We start from the raw sequence: 16,911 nt of genomic DNA, 5'->3' as shown, positions 1-16,911 counted from the left end.
CCCCCCACCGGCGTTCGGGGGCGGGGCTGCGGCTATCTTGAGCAGTCACTGACAGGACTGGGGAGGCGACGGGGATGGCTGGTCGGAGGGTGCTCGCCGCGGTGGCGGCGGCCGGGGTGCTGACGGGTGTGCTGGCCGGGTGCTCCTCCGGGGGGTCGAACAGCCGTGGCGGGACGGCGGCTTCGGCCGCGTCCGGTCCGGCGTCGGCGGCGCCCACGGCCGCCTCGGCCGTGGCCGCCCCCGGGTCCGCCCCGGCCGCCGCCGACGCCCCCACCGGGCTCCCGGCGGCCGCCTCCGCGTCGGCCCCCGCGCCCGCCCCGGCCGCCGAGGCGCCGCACGGGGACCTGGAGGCGGCGCTGCTGGACGACAAGGTGGTCGGACAGGTGCTGCCGGACGGCAAGGCGATGCCCGGGTGGGAGGAGGAGAAGCGCAGGGTCGACACCGCCGACCACAAGGTCACCTGCACCGGTGCCGCGGCCGCCTCCTGCGCCGGAAAGCCGCTGAGCGGGTCGGTCCGGTACTCCTCGGGGGACGTCGTCGTGCGCTTCCTGGTGGACACCCTGCCCAGCCGGGACGCGGCGGCGCAGCGGCTGAAGGAGAACTACGCCTCGTACGCCGCCGGGCCGTTCAGGAAGGTCGACACCCCGGCGCTGGGCAGCGAGAGCCAGGCCTTCCAGGGGCCGCTGGCCGAGGGCGAGGGCGTCGGCATCGTGGTGCGCTCGGGCACCGTGGTGGCGAGCGTGACCAGTGAGGGCGGTCCGGCGGACGTGGCCGCCACCCGGCGGTTCGCGGTGATGCTGGTGCAGCGCATCGAGCAGGCGCAGGCCGGGAGGACACCGGACGCCGGGCTCGCCGCGGGCTGAGGCCCCCTCCCCGCACGCGCAGGGCGCTGGGCTGGGCAAACGGATGTCAGTCGGCCGTGATATGTACCTTCTCGTGGTCACAGTGCGGCCATGCGAAAGATACCGATGACGTTCGAGGGGGCCAGACATGCCGCTGTTCCGACGCCGCTCCGGTGGGGAGGGCGCGCAGGACGGAGCCGGGCGGCGCGGGTTCGGCTTCGGCCGCCGGGGCACCGGATCGCCCGCGGCGGCCGGTGCCGGCGAGCCGCGGCTCGACCCGACGTACGGGGACGAGACGGTCCGCCTGGCGCTCCGCCAGGCCGCCGCCGGGGACTGGCCCGCGCTGCGCCCCGTGCTGGCCGCCGCCGACGGTGCCGACCTGTCCTTCCTGGTCGGGGCGATATCCGACGTGCCCAGGGTCGAGCAGTGGACGGCCCGCGCGCTGGCCGACACCCCGGACGACGCGCTGCTGCTGGTGCTGTCCGGCGCCCGGCACGTCGTCTGGGGCTGGGAGGCCAGGACGAGCGCCCGGGCCAAGGACGTCACCGAGGAGCGCTGGAAGGTGTTCCACGAGCGGCTGGACACCGCCGAGGAGCAGCTGCTGGAGGCCGCCGAGCGCGAGCCGTCCTGGCACGCCCCCTGGAGCTTCCTGCAGACGAGCGCCATGGGGGCCTCGCTCGGCGCGGACGTCGCCACCGTCCGCTTCGAGGCCGCCGTGCGCCGGGCGCCCGGGAACGCCGGCTCGCACCGCGCCCGGCTGCAGCAGCTGAGCGCCAAGTGGGGCGGCTCGCACGAGGAGATGCACGAGTTCGCCCGCACCGCGATGCTCGCCGCACCCGAGGGCAGCCAGCTCGGCGAGCTGGTGGCGCTCGCGCACCTGGAGCACTGGCTGGCCCTCCCGGACGGCGAGGACCGCGCGTACCTGACCAGCCCCGCCGTGGTCGGCGAGCTGCAGGAGGCGGCCTTCCGGTCCGTCCTGCACCCCGACTTCACGCCGGTGCGCGGCTGGCAGACGAGCTTCAACGCCTTCGCGATGGCCTTCTCCCTCGCCGACCAGCCCAAGACGGCACGCCTGCTGTTCGAGGCGCTGGACGGCTTCGTGACCGAGGCGCCGTGGCACTACGTGTCGCGCGATCCGGTCAAGGCCTTCCGCGCCCACCGGGACCGCTGCACGTCGTACTGGCGCTGAGCCGTACCCCGTCGGCGCCACCCGCCCGTCACGGCACCTGCCTGTCACGGCACCCGCCCGTCACCCGTCGACCACGTCATCCACCGTCATCCACCGTCATCCACCCCGCGATCGAAAGAGCCTCCGGTGTCCCCTACCGACAACCCGACGAGTGCGCACACCTTCCAGGTGGACCTGCGCGGCCTGGTGGACCTGCTCTCCCACCACCTCTACTCCAGCCCGCGGGTCTACCTGCGCGAGCTGCTGCAGAACGCCGTGGACGCGATCTCCGCCCGCCGCGCCCTCGATCCCGGGGCGCCGGCCAGGATCACCGTCCGCGCCGACGACGAGCTGTCCGTCACCGACACCGGCATCGGCCTGACCGAGCAGGACGTCCACACCTTCCTCGCCACCATCGGCCGCAGCTCCAAGCGCGACGCCGACGGCCGGCTCGACGGCGCCGGGCTGGCCCGGGCCCGCGGCGACTTCATCGGCCAGTTCGGCATCGGCCTGCTCGCCTGCTTCGTGGTCGCCGACGAGATCACCGTGGTCACCCGCTCCGCCGCCACCCCCGACGCCCCGGCGATCGAGTGGCGCGGCAGCTCCGACGGCAGCTACACCATCCGCACCCTGCCCGCCTCGGCCAAGCCCGAGCCCGGCACCACCGTCACGCTGGCCCCGCGCGCCGACGCCGCCGAGTGGACCCGCCCCGGCCGGGTCGTCACCCTCGCCCGGGACTTCGGCAGCCTGCTGCGCCACGACGTCACCGTGATCGACGGCAACGGCACCGAGCACCGGATCAACCGCACCCCGCCGTGGGCCGAGCGCCACGCCTCCCCGATCGCCCGGCGCGACGCCCTCACCGAGTACTGCCGCGCGGCCTTCGACTTCACCCCGCTCGACACCATCGAGCTGGACCTGCCGCTGGTCGGCCTGCGCGGCGTCGCGTACGTCCTGCCGGACGCCGCCCCGCCCTCGCGCCGCAACGGCCACCGGGTGCACCTCAAGGGCATGCTGCTCTCCGACCAGGCCGACGAACTGCTGCCGGACTGGGCGTTCTTCGTCCGCTGCGTCGTCGACACCGACGGGCTGCGCCCCACCGCGTCCCGCGAGGGCCTGTACGCCGACGAGACGCTGGCCGCCGTCCGCGACGCGCTCGGCGCCCGGATCCGCGACTGGCTGACCGGCCTGTCCGCGAGCGACCCGGCCCTGCTGCACCGCTTCCTGTCCGTCCATCACCTGGCCGTCAAGGAACTCGCCCGCTACGACGACGAGTTGCTGCGGATGATGCTGCCCTGGCTGCCGTTCGAGACCACCGACGGCAACGTCACCCTGGACGAGTTCGCCCGCAGCCACCCGGTGGTGCTGGTGACCCGCACGGTCGAGGAGTTCCGGCAGGTCGCCCCGATCGCCGGCGCGGCCGGACTCGGCGTGGTCAACGGCGGCTACACCTACGACCACGACCTGGTGCACCGGCTGCCCGAGATCCGCCCCGGGGTCTCCGTCTCCGACCTCGACCCGGGCACCGTCACCGCGCACCTGGACACCGTCGACCCGGCCGCCGAACTGGCCGCCAACGCCTTCCTGGCGATCGCCCGCGAGGTGGTCGGCCGGTTCGACTGCGACGTCGCGCTGCGCAGCTTCCACCCGACCAACGCGCCCGCCCTGCTGCTCGACAACCGGGAGGCCAGGCACGAGCGCACCCGCGCCGAACTCGCCGACGAGGCCGACGGGTTGTGGGCCGACATCCTCGGCTCGCTGCGCGCCGAGGCGCCCCGCGCCCAGCTGGTGCTGAACCACCTCAATCCGCTGGTGCGCCGCGCCGCCACCGTCACCAGCCGCGAGCTGGCCGTCACCGCCGTCGAGGCGCTGTACGGGCAGGCCGTGCTGATGACCCGCCGGCCGCTCAAGGCCAGCGAGTCCGCCCTGCTCAACCGCTCGTTCATCAGCCTGCTCGACCACGCGATGCTCGGCCACGAGGCGGCCGGCGCGGCGGGTTCCCCCGGCGGCGCGAAGTCCGGTGGCGAGAAGTCCGACGGCGAGAAGGAGGCGTGATGCTGGACACCACCGACGCGGTGATGGCCGCGCTGCGCGAGAACGACGCCCGCCCGTACGGCCGGACCAGGACCGTCACCGCCGAGGAACTCGTCGACGCCGCCGAGCAGTTCGAGGACACCGGGGTCCGCTCGATGGCCCTGCTGGAACTGATGGAGGCCTACGAGTACGACGGCGAGCGCAGCAAGAGCCCGGTCGTCTTCGCCCGCATCCTCAAGCTCTGGGACACCGACCCGGACGGCTTCGGCGAATGGGCCCGGCACCAGGTGCTCTGGCGCTTCAAGTGGGTCGCCGACGCGCTCAAGGACACCCCGGACGTCCCGCTCGCGGCGATCCGGCGCTGGCACACCGAACTGCGCGACCGCTACCGCGCGGCCGGCCACGACCTCCAGCCCTACTACGCCCAGCGCTACCACCTGGCCGTGCAGACCGGCATCGGGGTGCAGGACGCCTACGAGCTGTGGGCGGCGCGCCTGCGATCCGAGCTGAGCGACTGCCACGCCTGCGAGACCCGCGCCCGCGCCCGGCACCTCATCGCCGCCGGGGACGACGCCCGGGCGCTGGAGGTGCTCGCCCCGGTGCTGGACGGCCGCAGCGGCTGCGAGCAGGAGCCCCACCTCAGCCAGGCCACCGCGCTGCTCGCCCAGCTGCGCCAGGGCCGGCTGGACGAGGCCGTCTCCGGCCACCTCGCCGGCTACCGCAACTCCCGCGGCAAGGCCTCGATGCTGAGCGCCCTCGGCCTGCACGTCGAGTTCTGCGCGCTGTCCGGCAACGAGCCGCGCGGCCTCGAACTGCTCGCCGAGAACCGCGGCCTGTTCGCCGTCACGGGGGAGCCGGCGGCCCTGCTGGACTTCCTGACCGGCGTCGAGGTGCTGCTCGGTCGGCTCGCCCGGACCGGCCACGGTGACCTGGCGGTCAGCGGCTCGGCCGGCACCACCTGGACGGTGGACTCCCTGCTCGTCCACGTGCGCACCGAGGCCGACGCCCTGGCCGCCCGCTTCGACGCCCGCAACGGCACCGACGCGGTCGGCGCCGCGCGGCGCGCCCGGCTGGCTGTCGAGCCGCTGCTCGCCGAGCCGCTGGCGTTGGGCGTGCGGGCCGCCGCGGCGCCCGGGCTGTCCGCCGCCCCGGCCGTCGCCCCCGCGCCGCGCCGGGCGGTCGAGCCGGAGCCGGAGGACTTCACCGCCCTGGTGCTGCGCGCCCGCGAGCTGGAGGTGCTCGGCCACCCGGACTCCGACCGGCTGTGGAAGCGGGTCGCCGAGCGCGTCGAGGCCGCCGGCTTCGTCCACCCGGAGAGTGCCGAGCTGGGCGGTCCCGGGCGGCTGCGCGCCGAACTCGCCGAGCAGCGCGCCCACGAGGCGCTCCAGCGCGACGCGTACGCCGAGGGCAAGGCCGGACTGCTGGCCGCCGCCGACCTGTTCGAGGAGGCCGGGCTGGCCGGGTCGGCGCTGATGTGCCGCACCCGGACGCTGATCGCGGACCTGGACGAGAGCGACGGCGACGGCGACGTCAAGGGTGACGGCGACGGCGAGGGCAGCGGCGCCCGGAGGCCCGACTGGGCGGCGCTCGACGCGGCGCTCGTCCGCGCCGAGGAGCTGCGCACCGGCGGTGAACTGACCGACGACGACTACCTGATCGTGCTGCAGACCCGCGCCTACGCCGCCCACCACGACCTGGTCGAGACGCTGCCCGAGCCCGCCGCCGAGGTGGCCGAGCGCTTCGAGGCGGCCGTCGGGGCGTACTGGCGGGCGGCCGTGGAGCTCGGCTCCGAGCGGCGGGCCGCCACCTCCCGGCAGTACATCGCGGACGCCGCCGCCCGGGCGGGCCGGCTGGCCGAGGCGGAGACCGAACTGCGGGAGGTGCTCGGCCGGTTGGACGCCGCCGAGCTGCCCTGGCACACCCCGCGGGTGCTCGGCCTGCTGGGCCAGGTACTGCTGCAGGGCGACGAGCCCGGCCAGGCGGTCGAGGTGTTCCACCGGGCGCTGGCCGAGGCCGTCCGCTGGGGCGACGACTCCTACCCGTTCGCGCCGACGTACATGATGCTCGGTCACTCCTGCCTCCGGGTGGGCGACCTCGGCGGCGCGGTCCGCGCACTGTCGGAGGCGGCCGCGCGCTACGACCGCAAGGGCGCCGAGGCGGTCGAGGAGGCCGCCCAGGTGCGCCTGCAGCTGGCCGACGTGCTGCGCGACACCGGCCGGGCGGCGGACGCGGTGGCCGTGCTGGAGTCGGTGCTGCTGGACGCGTCGGCGGCCCGGCTGGACGGCCGGATGCTCGCCCAGGCCCGGCTGGACCTCGCCCGGGGCCTGTCCGAGCTGGAGGAGTACCGGGACGCCGCCGAGGAGTACCTGCGGCTGGCCGACCAGGTGGCCGGCTGGGAGGAGCAGGAGACCCACACCATGGTCGCCTGCGAGGCCACCGTGGCGCTCGCCCGGGCCGAGCGCTGGGACGCCGCCGACGCGGCACTGGCCCGGGCCCGCGAGGCTCACGGCAAGGCCCCCCAGGTGGACCAACTGGCAGCCACCCTGCGGGAGTTGGTGCGGCTGACGACGCGGGTGAAGGGCGCGGAGGGGCTGTCGGCCGCGCTCGCCCTGCTGGCCGAGGCGGACGCGCTCGGCGAGGCCGCCGAGCGGGCCGGCATGGAGTACAACTCCTGGTACCTGCGCGGCGGTTCGCACTACGAGCGGGCACGCGCGCTGGCCGTCGCCGGGCGGCACGAGGAGGCGCTGGCCGAGGTCGAGCGGGCCATCCCGGAGTACGAGGCGGGCGGCGGGCAGGCCGAGTCGCCGCGGGCGGAGGCCGTCCGGCTGGCCGCGCTGATCGAGGGCAGCGACCTCGGCCGCACGGACGCGGCGGTGGCCCGGCTGACGGCCGGCATCGCGCGCTGCGAGGCGGCCGGTCTGCCGGAGGCCGCGGAGATCCTGGCGGACCTGCGGGAGCAGTTCGCGGGCGAGTGACGCCCCGCGTCCTGTCGGTGGGGCGGGGGCCCGGGCCCCCCCCCCACCGGCGGCCGTTCCGTCAGCAGGGCCCGTCGTCGGCCCAGACGCCCCACTGGCCGCCGGCGCCCGGCACCTCGTTCACCGTCCACCACTTGGCGTGGTAGTCGTGCCCGTTGTACGAGACCTTGGCGCCGCCGTTGTAGGTGGTGCTCGCGCTCCACGCCGGGGCGGTGCAGCTGCCCGGGGTGGTCGGGGGAGTCGTCGGCGGGGTGGTGGGCGGCGTGGTCGGCGGGGTCGCGCCGGCGAACCGCACCGTGTACCTGGTGAAGTCCCAGTCGTTCTGCACCACGCTGGAGCAGGAGCCGGACAGCCCCGGGTCGACGTTGCCCGCGCACTGGCGGTCCCGGTTGACCGACCAGTACGTGTAGCGGGCCAGGCCGTGTGCGGTGGCGAAGTCCAGCATGGTCTGGAAGTCGGACTGGTGGAAGTACTCGGCGGCGTCGGTGCGGCCGTTCATCATCGACACGCCCTCGTGGGCGTACGCGGTGGCCTCGTTCCAGCCGAAGGTGGTCTGCAGGATCTGGTTGAACTTCACCAGCGCGTCGGTCTGCGCCGCGGCGCCGTTGAAGCCGCCGTCGAACGGCATGATCGAGTAGTTGTCCGGCGTGAAGCCCTGCGACTTGGCCTCGTTGAGCATCTGGGTGCCGAACCAGCCGGTGCCCGCGTTGGTGCCGGCGGTGGTGATCGACACGTACAGGCCGGGATTGTTCTGCCGGAGGATCCGTGCCGCGCCGATCTCGTTGTGGATGGCCGCGGTGTTCTCGTACTCCGGCTCCTCCAGGTCGAAGTCGATCGCCTTGAGGCCGTACTTGGTGATCACCTTCTGGTACCCGGCGGCGGTCGCCTCGGGCGTGCCGCAGACCTGGCCCAGCTTGGTGCCGCCGTACCCGCCGACCGACACCGAGACGTCCCCGCCCTTGCCGCGGACGGTCTGGATGACGCCCGGCATGGTGGTGTCGGTGTCGATCGAGGAGGTGCCGCCCCAGGCGGGCGAACAGCTGTTGCCCTGCGCCAGGATGAACGCCAGCTGGAAGGCCTTCTGGCCGGTGGCGTCCATGACGGCGGCGGCGTCCGGCGGGCTGTTGTCCTCCGGCATCAGGTACGGCGCCGAGGCGTACCAGTTGCTGCCGAGCCCTCCGGCGGCAGCGCCGGCCGGGCCGGTGGTGTCCGCGGCGGCGGAGCCGGTGCCGGCCAGTGCGGCGACACCGCCGGCGACCAGGCCGAGCACGCCCGCCACGGCGAGCGCGGCCCGGCGGGAGCGGCGCGAGCGGCGGGAGCGGCGTTCCCGCGGCGCGGGTGGGGTGCGGTGTGGGGGAAGAGCGCGTTCCATCGGAAGCCTTTCCAGGACACGGCGGTGGGGGAGGGCGGGCCTGGTCACGCCGGGTGTGGGGGTGGCGTGCCGGCCGAACGGGCCGTCGGCGGCGGGTGGTTGCCGAAGGCCCTCACTGGTATAGACCTGTCACGAAGGGCGGTCAACCCCAAAAGGGTCAAGCCGCGTCCGGCCGACCGGCATGCTCGGCGGTGCCGCCGACGACGCCGAGATGGCGCTGGAGGACCTGGGCGCGGCCGGACTTCTGCCCCCGAGGCCGAACGGGCGGGGCTGCACGACCTCAGGTGGTCCTGCGGCGGCATAGGGGTGACGGCAACGGCCGGGGCGCCGAAACGGCGTGGATCAGCGCATTCCGCCCCACCGCTCCTCCCCGTCGCCGGGAGCCCCGTCAGCCGCGGGTGAATCCACGCGACCGGTGGGGAGCCGTTGCGGCAGATCAGGCCCTGGCGGCGGGGCCCGCTCCGGCCCTGACGGCGGGGCTCGGTCAGGCCCTGACGGCGGGGCCCGCTCCGGCCTTGGCGGCGGGGCCCCTCAGGTCCTGCCGACGAGGTCCGCGCCCACGCCCGCCAGCAGACCGCTGACCGCCGGGGACCACGGGCGGCCGCTCGGCCCGGTGAGCGTCAGCGTCCGGTGGACGGCGGGGCGGATCGGGACCAGCACGCAGTCGGCCGGGAGCATGGTCAGCGCCAGCGCGGGCATCACCGACACCCCGACGCCCGCGTGCACCATGCCGATCAGGGTGTTCAGGTCGCGGATGCGGTGTCGCGGAGTGAAGCGGACCCCGGCCCGTCGGTAGGCCTCGCGGACGTGGCGCTCGCAGCCGCCCTCCGAGAGCAGGAAGTCGTCGTCCTCCAACTCGGCCACGTGGACGGTCGGTTCGCCGGCCAGCGGGTGGTCGCGGCGCAGCAGCACGTGCATGGAGTCGGCGCCGAGCGCGACCGCCCCGGGCGGCAGCCGGCCGGCGTCCACCAGCACGGCGGCGTCCACCGTGCCCGCCTCCAGCCAGGCCGCCAGCTCGTCGTCCTCGCCCTCGAAGACCCGGACGGTCAGCTGCGGGTGGGCCGCCCGCCAGTCCTTGAGCAGTCCGGGCAGCAGTGCCTGGCAGACGGTGGTCGGCGCCGCCAGCCGTATGGTGCCGGTCAGGCCGCCGGAGTGCCGGGTGGCGATCGCGCGGACGGCGGCGGCCGAGGCGACGGCCGTCCGGGCGTGCGGCAGGACCTGTTCGCCCAGTGGGGTGGCGCGGCACGGGCTGCCGCGCCACAGCACGGGCGCGCCGAGGGCCCGTTCCAGGGCGGCGACGGCGTGCGAGACCGCGGACTGGCTGATGCCCAACTCGTCGGCGGCCGCGCCGAAGCCGCCGGTGTCGGCGACCGCGACCAGGGCCCTGAGCTGGGCCAGGTTGACGTCCGAGGCCATGAGACTTCCTCATCGCGAGTGCAATGCCACTTGTTGGACTCATGGTGCGGCGCCGGGCCAGTCTCTGTCCAGCTGATGGCACGGACTCGGACACGGGAGTCGGACATGGAGGTGGTGGGGATGCGGCGCTGGCTGCCGGGCTTCGTGGCCCTGTCGGCGATCTGGGGCGCGAGCTTCGCCCTGATCAAGGTGGCGGTCGACGCGGGGGTGCCGCCGCTCTGGGTGGCTCTGTGGCGCTGCCTGCTGGGCGCGGCCGCGCTGTGGGTGATCCTCGCGGTGCGCGGCGAGCGGGTCCCGCGCGACCGGGCGCTGTGGGGCCACTCGGCGGTGGTGGCGGTGCTGCTCAACGCCGTGCCGTTCACCCTCTTCCCGTTCGGCGAGACCAGGGTCAGCTCGCTGCTCGCCGGGGTGATGAACGCGACCACCCCGCTGTTCACCCTGCTGTTCGCGGTGCTGACCGTCCCCGAGGAGCGCCGCCCGGGCGCCCGGCGGCTGGCCGGACTCGGGCTCGGCTTCCTCGGCGTGCTCACCGTGCTCGGGGTCTGGCGCGGCCTCGGTGCCGGGGCGACGACCGGCGCGCTGGCCTGCCTGGCCGCCACCTGCTGCTACGGCGCCGGCTACGTCTACCTGCGCCGCTTCCTGTCCGGCCGCTCGGAGTCGGTGGCCGCCCTGTCCGTGCTCCAGATCACCTGTGCCGCCGTCGAGCTGGCCCTGGTCGCGCCGCTCGCCGCGGGCGTCCCGCACTGGCCCGGGGCCGGCGCCGCGCTCGCCCTGCTGGTGCTCGGCGTGCTCGGCACCGGTCTGGCGTACCTGCTCAACATGGCGCTGGTGCGCAGTGCGGGGACGACCGTGGCCTCCGCCGTCACGTACGCGATGCCGCTCTGGTCGACGGCGCTCGGCGCGGCCGTCCTGCACGAGCCGGTGGGCTGGAACGCCCTGGCCGGCGGCGCGCTGGTGATCGTGGCCGTCGCGCTGACCAGACCGCGCCGGGCCCGGGCGGAGGCCCAGGAGGCAGCCCGGGAGGCAGCCCGGGCGAAGGCCCCGGCGTAGGCCCGGGTGGCGGCCCCGGGCGGAGCCCCGAAAGGCCGTCCGACGTTCCGTTAGGGTTGACCGGGTGAGCGAGGGGAGCAGCGAGGGGGAGCGGCGGTCCGCGTCCGTCCGCGAGGCACTGTGGGCGCACCCGCTGCGCTTCCCCTTCACCCGCCGGGTGCCGCGCTGCTGGGCGTACCTGCTGGGCAGCGCCCTGCTCGGGCCGGTGCAGCTGGTGGTCCTCGCGGCGCTGCTGGTGCTCGGCGTGGGCCTGTCGGTGGTCGGCATCGGGCTGCCGGTGCTGCTCGCCCTGGCACTCGCGGGCATCCCGGCCGCCACCGCGGCCCGGTGGCGGCTGCGACTGGTCGAGCCGGTCCCGCTGCCCGACCCGCACCGAAGCCTGCCCGGGGCGGGCCGCCGCGCCCGCATCCGCACCCGGCTGCGCGAGCGGGCCACCTGGCGCGAGCTCGCCCACGCGGTACTCGCCTCGACGGTGCTGGCCGCCGCCGCGCTCGGCTTCACCGTCCTCCTGGTGCTCTCCGGCCTGTACGCGCTCTCCCCGCTGGTGGTCTGGGCGCTCGCGCCGGAGACGGTGATGCTGATCCCCGGGCACGCCGCCCACGGGCCGCTCGCCGCCCTGCCGTTCACCGCCGCCGGGCTGGCCGGCCTGCTGCTCTGCGCCTACGCCGGGGCGCTGCTGACCGCCGCCGAGGTCGCCCTGGCCCGCTTCCTGCTCGGGCCCCGGGAGGACGACCTCGGCCGCCAGGTGCTCGAACTCACCCGATCCCGTGCCCGGTTGGCCGACGCCTTCGAGGCCGAGCGGCGCCGGATCGAGCGCGACCTGCACGACGGAGCGCAGCAGCAGCTGGTCGCGCTGAGCATGACCCTGGGGCTCGCCGAGTACGAGCTGCGCGAGCGGGACGGCCGGGCGGCGGAACTCGTCACCCGGGCGCGCGGCGAGGCCCGGCAGGCGCTGGAGCAGCTGCGCGGGCTGGTGCGCGGCATCCACCCGCAGGTGCTCACCGACCACGGGCTCGCCGCCGCCGTGGACGAGGTCGCCCAGCGCCACCCGATTCCGGTGGCCACCGACATCGAGCTCCCGGAGCGGCTGCCCGCCCCCGTGGAGACCACCGCCTACTTCACCGTCACCGAGGCGCTCACCAACGCCGCCAAGCACAGCGGTGCCACCGCGATCACCGTCCACGGGCGGGTCTCGCGCGGCCGGCTGGTCGTCCAGGTGACCGACGACGGCCGCGGCGGGGCCGACCCGGCCGCCGGGGCCGGGCTGGCGGGGCTCGCCGACCGGGTGGCACTGCTGAGAGGACGGCTGATGGTGACGAGCCCGACGGGCGGCCCGACGACGCTGCGGCTGGAGGTGCCGTGCTCCGGGTCGTGATCGCCGAGGACGCGGTGCTGCTGCGCGCCGGACTGGTCGAACTCCTCGCCCTCGGCGGCCACGTGGTGACCGCCGCCGTCGGCGACGCCCGGGCGCTGGCGGCGGCCGTCGACGCCGACCGTCCCGACATCGTGCTCACCGACGTCCGGATGCCCCCCGACCACACCGACGAGGGCCTGCGCGCCGCCCTCGCCCTGCGCGAGCGCCACCCGGGCCTGCCCGTCCTGGTCCTCTCCCAGTACGTGGCCACCCCGTACGCGACCCGGCTGCTCGCCGCCGCCGGCGCCCAACCGGCCGGTCTGGGCTACCTGTTGAAGGACCGGGTCGGCGACGTCGCGGAGTTCCTGGACGCGCTGCGGCGGGTCGCCGGCGGGGAGACGGTGATCGACCCCGAGGTGGTCCGGGTGCTGCTGCGCGGCCAGTCCGTCGACCGCCCGCTCGCCCGCCTCACCCCGCGCGAGCGCGAGGTGCTCGCGCTGATCGCCGAAGGCCTCAACAACCAGGCCGTGGCAGGCCGGTTGAGCATCACCGAGGCCTCGGTGGTGAAGCACTGCGGGAACATCTTCATGAAGCTGGACCTGGACCCGACGGAGGGCAACCGGCGGGTGCTCGCGGTGCTGGCCCACCTGCGCGGGGAGTGAGCGGCCGGCCCGCCGGATGACGGATCACCCCCTTGTCAGGGCGGTCGCGGTGCCGGAACGATGGCGTCATGGCAAGGACACGGGAACCGCAGAGCGCGCTCGTCAACCGACTGCTCAAGGGCGAGGCGACCAAGGACGACACCACGACGGCCCAGGCGAACTTCCTGCTGTGGCTGCGCCAGGAGTGGGCCGGGGACGGCGACCAGGCGCTGACGGCCTGTCAGGACATGCTGACGCAGGCCGGCGGCGAGGAGTGGCGGGCACTGCCGGAGCGTGATCTGTCCGCCCACGTCTGGCTGTTCAGCTTCTCCTGCCCGAGCCGGGACGACCTGGCCGGCCAGGCGCGGAACTGGGTGACGGCCGTCCACGCCAACGGCGGGGCCCCGGCGATCGCCCGCCTGGTCAGGCACCTGCGGGGGCAGCCGGAGTGACGTGCGCGGCCGGAGCGCTGCCCGCAGTGGCCGGGGCGTCCGCAGTGGCCGGGGCGCCTGGAGCGGCCGGCGTGTCCTGACGGGCCGGGGCGCCCGCAGTGGCCGGGGTGTGCCGGGCGGCCGCGTCGGGCAGGGGCACGGCGGGGTCGAGCAGCTCGGTGAGCCGCCGCGCCGAGGCCTCCCAGGTCCAGTGCTCCTCGGCCCAGCGCCGCCCCGCCGCCCCCATCCGGGCGCGCTCGGCGGGCGGGGCCAGCAGGATCCGGGTCAGGGCGGCGGCCACCTCGGCGGGGGCCCGGCCGTCGACCACCGCGCCGGTGACACCGTCCAGGACGGTGTCCGGGGCGCCGCCGGAGCGGCCGGCCACCACCGGCAGGCCGGCGGCCGCCGCCTCCAGGAAGACGATGCCCAGGCCCTCGGCCTCCAGACCCAGCCGGCGGGTGCGGCACGGCATCGCGAAGACGTCCGCCCCGGCGTAGTGCGCGGCGGTCGCGGCGTGGTCGAGGCCGCCGGTGAACACCACGCTGCCCGGCTCGGTGAGCCGGCGGGCGAGGCCCCGCAGCCGGCCCTCGTCCGGGCCCCGGCCGACCAGCACCAGGGTGGTCCCGGGCACGGCCCGGCGGACCGCGGGCAGCGCCCGGATCAGCACGTCCTGGCCCTTGCGCGGGACCAGCCGCGCCACGCAGAGGACCACCGGGGCGGTCGCCGGGCTCCCGGCGCCGGCGGGCCGGAACACCGACGGGTCGACCCCCGGCACCAGGCGCGCCAGCCGGGCGTCCGGCCCGAGCGCGGGCGCGATCCGGGCGCGGGTGTAGGCGCCGAGGTAGGTCACCACGTCCGTACCGCGGCCGATCCGGCGCAGCAGGCCGCGGGCGCCCGGGGTGCGGGCCCACCAGATCTCGTGGCCGTGCGTGGTGGCGACGGTGCGGCGGATGCCCGGCGCCAGCCGCCGCAGGCCGGGCGCCATCGCGGCGAGCGGGGCCGCGGCGCCGAACCAGACCCGGTCGCAGCCGTGGGCACGGGCGATCTCCGCGGCCCGGCGGGTGGCCCGCGGGGTCGGCAGCAGCACGCGGGCGCGGTCGCGGATCACCGGGTAGGGGAGAGCGGCGTCGTGGCGCTCGGCGCCCGGTTCGGCCGAGGTGTAGACCACGACGTCGTGACCGGGGACGCGGTCGGCCATGGCCCGGACGAAGGTCTCGATGCCGCCCTGGCGCGGCGGGAAGTCGTTGGTGACGACGAGGGTGGTGCCCATGGCAGGCCTTTCGAAGCGGAGGACGAGGAGGAGAGCAGGACGAGGACGAGCGGCAGCGCGAGGTAGCCGAACCGCCCGGCGGGCGCCAGCAGGAAGGCCGCCGACAGCCCCAGGGCCAGCCGGTGCGCCGCGGCGGACGCGGTGCGTGGCGGGCGGGTGAGCAGCGAGGCCCCGACGGCGAGCCCGGCGAGCAGCAGCAGGCCGACGGCGGCGTACCAGCCCATCGGGCCGAGATCGGCGAGCAGCCGCCCGGGCAGCGGGCTGGCGGCCGGGGTCGCCAGCCGGCCGCGCCCGGTGGGGAAGGCGAACACCTGCTCCACCAGCGGCCCGGGCGCGCGCAGCGCCACCGGCAGCACCGCGACCGCCGCCGCGCCCACCGCGACGGCCGTCCCGCGCAGCGCCGCGCGCCGTCCGGCGGCGGCCGCCAGCAGGGCCGCGACCACGGCGAGCGCCGGCCAGGCCGTCCACTTCAGCGAGCAGGCGGCGGCCAGCGCCGCCCCGGCCGCCACCGGCCGCCGTTCGGCGGCGCGGACCAGGGCGAGCCGGCACAGGCCGATGAGCGGCAGGTCGACCCCGCTGACGCAGAGCGGCAGCGCGACCACCGGCGAGGCGGTGAGCGCGGCGGCGCCGAGCCGGCGCCCGGCGGGCACCGTCCGCAGCACGCAGAGCAGGAAGACGGCCGCGCACCAGAGCCGGGCGTCACCCAGCGGCGAACCGCCCAGCAGCGCCCGGGGCAGGCCCAGCAGGGCCATCCCCGGGAGGTACGGGTCGTACTCCTCGACGGACTGCGGGTCGGCCAGGTACGGCGTGCCGGTGTGCAGCAGCAGTGACCCGGAGCGCTCGATCACCCCGACCTCGCTCTGCCCCTTCCCGGTCGGCACCAGCACGAGCAGCGGCACCAGCACCGCCCCGACGGCCGCGACCGCCACCGACAGTTCGGGCCCGCGCCGCCGTGCCGTCGCCACGACGAGCGCCGCGAGCAGGTACCCGCCGGCCGCCCAGGCCCCCCAACTCCGGTGCGGCCCGAGCCCGGACACCAGCGGGAACGCCCCCGCCCACCCCGCCGCGGCCAGCCACCCGCCGCACCACCACCACGCCCGTTTCGTCACTCCTTCATTGCATCGCCGCAGGCCGGCGGGGTCAGCACGGTCAAGTCGAGTCCCGTGGTCGGGTTTCCCCTACCTCCGCCAGGGCGCCGCACCTGTCCACGGCACCGGCCCGCTGCCGCGGGCGGCGAGCCGGTCCGTCCGGCCCGGGAACCGAACGCCCCCGGCCTGCGCTGACGTTCGGTGGCAGGCGGATTACTGATCGTCCCGACGGGCCCGCTATCCTCGCCGTGTGCTGAGGTCGTGGGATGCGGCGGTGGAGCGGGCGCAGGACCGGCTGGCGGCGGGGCCGCGGCTGCGGGCGGCCGGGCCGGGGGAGGAACGGCGGTTCGCGCTCTGGGACTTGGCGTCCCTGGTGGAGGGCGGGCTGGGCGAGCTGGTGGACCCGGACGGGCTGGCGCCGCAGGCGGAGCGCGGGTGGCGGGAGCGGCTGGGGGAGAGCGGGCGGGAGTGGCCCGGCGGTGAGCTGTACCGGCGCCGCTACTGGATCCAGGACGACGGCGGCACGGTCGTCGGCACCGTCGCGGTGGACAACTGGACGAAGGGCCCGAGCCAGCTCGCCGTCTCCTCCCTCTACGTGACGCCGGAGGCGCGCGGCCGCGGCCTGGCCGCCGCCGCGCTGGACGAGGTCTACGCGGCGGCCACCGCCGAGGGCCTGCCCGGGTTCCGGCTGGAGGCGCACTGGGCCTGGCAGCCGGCGGTCCGCTACTACCTGCGCCGGGGCCTGTGGGTGGTGGGCTGGAAGCGCTCGCTGTCCTTCGCCCGGATGCCCCAACTCCCCGCGCACCGGGTGCGGGAGGAGGACGGCCGGCTGCTCCTGCTGGTCGAGGACCGGCTGCGCGGCTGGGTGCCGATACTGACGGCCGGGCAGGAGGGCCGCTGGCTGCGGCTGGACGAGACGGCGGACTACCGGGGCTGCGACGGCTGGGTGCACGAGTACGCCCGCTCCACGCTCGCCCTGTGCCTGGCACTGGCCGGCCGGCCGCTGGTGTGCGGCCCGCAGTGGTGGGCGGAGGCGTGGCGCTGGTCGGACGCCGGGGAGCCGGAGGGCCTGGCGTACCGGATCGAGGAGTTCGAACGGGCGGCCTTGGCGGCGGGCCGGCCGGTGGCGAGCCCGTACCGCCCGGTGCCGCTGCCGGAGTCCCCGCTCCCGCAGTCCCCGCTCCCGCAGTCCCCGCTCCCGCAGTCCCCGCTCCCGCAGTCCCCGCTCCCGCAGTCCCCGCTCCCGCAGTCCCCGCTCCCGCAGTCCCGT

Annotated in this window: 13 protein-coding genes; 9 read left to right on the top strand and 4 right to left on the bottom strand. The window is 76.2% G+C overall.

Annotated features, from left to right (window positions below):
- Nucleotides 1-74: 74 nt before the first annotated feature.
- The 4 genes from ACGF0D_RS25220 to ACGF0D_RS25205 all read left to right on the top strand — a co-directional run bounded on the left by ACGF0D_RS25220 (nucleotide 75) and on the right by ACGF0D_RS25205 (nucleotide 7,019).
- The gene (locus tag ACGF0D_RS25220) at nucleotides 75-863 is read left to right on the top strand and encodes a hypothetical protein (protein WP_392919862.1); all 789 of its coding nucleotides are present in this window, start codon (nucleotides 75-77) and stop codon (nucleotides 861-863) included.
- A gap of 127 nt (nucleotides 864-990) precedes the next feature.
- Entirely contained in the window at nucleotides 991-2,031 is a 1,041-nt protein-coding gene (locus ACGF0D_RS25215; protein ID WP_392872508.1) for a hypothetical protein, read from the top strand.
- Between the two features lie 126 nt (nucleotides 2,032-2,157).
- Nucleotides 2,158-4,065 (top strand): HSP90 family protein, encoded by a 1,908-nt coding sequence (locus tag ACGF0D_RS25210; protein ID WP_392919859.1) that lies wholly within the window; start codon nucleotides 2,158-2,160, stop codon nucleotides 4,063-4,065.
- Nucleotides 4,065-7,019, top strand: coding sequence for a hypothetical protein (locus tag ACGF0D_RS25205; protein WP_392919856.1), 2,955 nt, complete (start codon nucleotides 4,065-4,067; stop codon nucleotides 7,017-7,019). Before ACGF0D_RS25210 ends, ACGF0D_RS25205 begins: the two co-directional genes overlap by 1 nt.
- 61 nt (nucleotides 7,020-7,080) lie before the next feature.
- Here the strand turns inward: ACGF0D_RS25205 and ACGF0D_RS25200 are convergent, their stop codons facing one another.
- Together ACGF0D_RS25200 and ACGF0D_RS25195 are read right to left on the bottom strand one after the other, a co-directional pair.
- Nucleotides 7,081-8,391, bottom strand: a complete 1,311-nt coding sequence (locus ACGF0D_RS25200) for a carbohydrate-binding protein (protein WP_392919854.1) — start codon at nucleotides 8,389-8,391, stop codon at nucleotides 7,081-7,083.
- 531 nt (nucleotides 8,392-8,922) lie between these two features.
- Nucleotides 8,923-9,807 carry a LysR family transcriptional regulator gene (locus ACGF0D_RS25195; protein WP_392919851.1) on the bottom strand — a complete coding sequence of 295 codons (885 nt, stop codon included), beginning with the start codon at nucleotides 9,805-9,807 and terminating at the stop codon, nucleotides 8,923-8,925.
- A gap of 105 nt (nucleotides 9,808-9,912) precedes the next feature.
- Between ACGF0D_RS25195 and ACGF0D_RS25190 the strand changes: the two genes are divergently transcribed.
- The 4 genes from ACGF0D_RS25190 (at nucleotide 9,913) to ACGF0D_RS25175 (ending at nucleotide 13,304) form a co-directional block, all read left to right on the top strand.
- Nucleotides 9,913-10,857 carry a DMT family transporter gene (locus tag ACGF0D_RS25190; RefSeq protein WP_392919849.1) on the top strand — a complete coding sequence of 315 codons (945 nt, stop codon included), beginning with the start codon at nucleotides 9,913-9,915 and terminating at the stop codon, nucleotides 10,855-10,857.
- Nucleotides 10,858-10,921: 64 nt separating this feature from the next.
- Entirely contained in the window at nucleotides 10,922-12,232 is a 1,311-nt protein-coding gene (locus ACGF0D_RS25185) for a sensor histidine kinase (protein WP_392919847.1), read from the top strand.
- Nucleotides 12,217-12,873, top strand: a complete 657-nt coding sequence (locus ACGF0D_RS25180) for a response regulator (protein ID WP_392872487.1) — start codon at nucleotides 12,217-12,219, stop codon at nucleotides 12,871-12,873. The genes ACGF0D_RS25185 and ACGF0D_RS25180 overlap by 16 nt, the downstream gene beginning before the upstream one ends.
- Before the next feature lie 68 nt (nucleotides 12,874-12,941).
- A complete protein-coding gene (locus ACGF0D_RS25175; protein WP_392872484.1) occupies nucleotides 12,942-13,304 on the top strand; it encodes a hypothetical protein in 363 nt (120 codons plus the stop codon).
- On the opposite strand, the gene ACGF0D_RS25170 is transcribed toward ACGF0D_RS25175, so the two are convergent.
- Together ACGF0D_RS25170 and ACGF0D_RS25165 are read right to left on the bottom strand one after the other, a co-directional pair.
- Complete coding sequence (locus ACGF0D_RS25170) at nucleotides 13,276-14,502, bottom strand: glycosyltransferase family 4 protein (RefSeq protein WP_392919922.1); 1,227 nt, start codon at nucleotides 14,500-14,502, stop codon at nucleotides 13,276-13,278. The two genes, ACGF0D_RS25175 and ACGF0D_RS25170, sit on opposite strands and share 29 nt — an antisense overlap.
- On the bottom strand, nucleotides 14,388-15,662 hold the full coding sequence (locus ACGF0D_RS25165; protein ID WP_392919844.1) for a hypothetical protein: 1,275 nt from the start codon (nucleotides 15,660-15,662) through the stop codon (nucleotides 14,388-14,390). The genes ACGF0D_RS25170 and ACGF0D_RS25165 overlap by 115 nt, the downstream gene beginning before the upstream one ends.
- A 229-nt stretch (nucleotides 15,663-15,891) precedes the next feature.
- On the opposite strand from ACGF0D_RS25165, the gene ACGF0D_RS25160 reads away from it, so the two are divergent.
- Nucleotides 15,892-16,911: GNAT family N-acetyltransferase (locus ACGF0D_RS25160; RefSeq protein WP_392919841.1), on the top strand; the 1,020-nt coding region annotated here is incomplete at its 3' end.

The sequence above is a fragment of the Kitasatospora sp. NPDC048298 genome (assembly GCF_043201465.1).
Taxonomy (GTDB): Bacteria; Actinomycetota; Actinomycetes; order Streptomycetales; family Streptomycetaceae; genus Kitasatospora.
The sequence above is the reverse complement of the archived record's forward strand: the minus strand, read 5'-3'. Positions and strand labels throughout refer to the sequence as shown.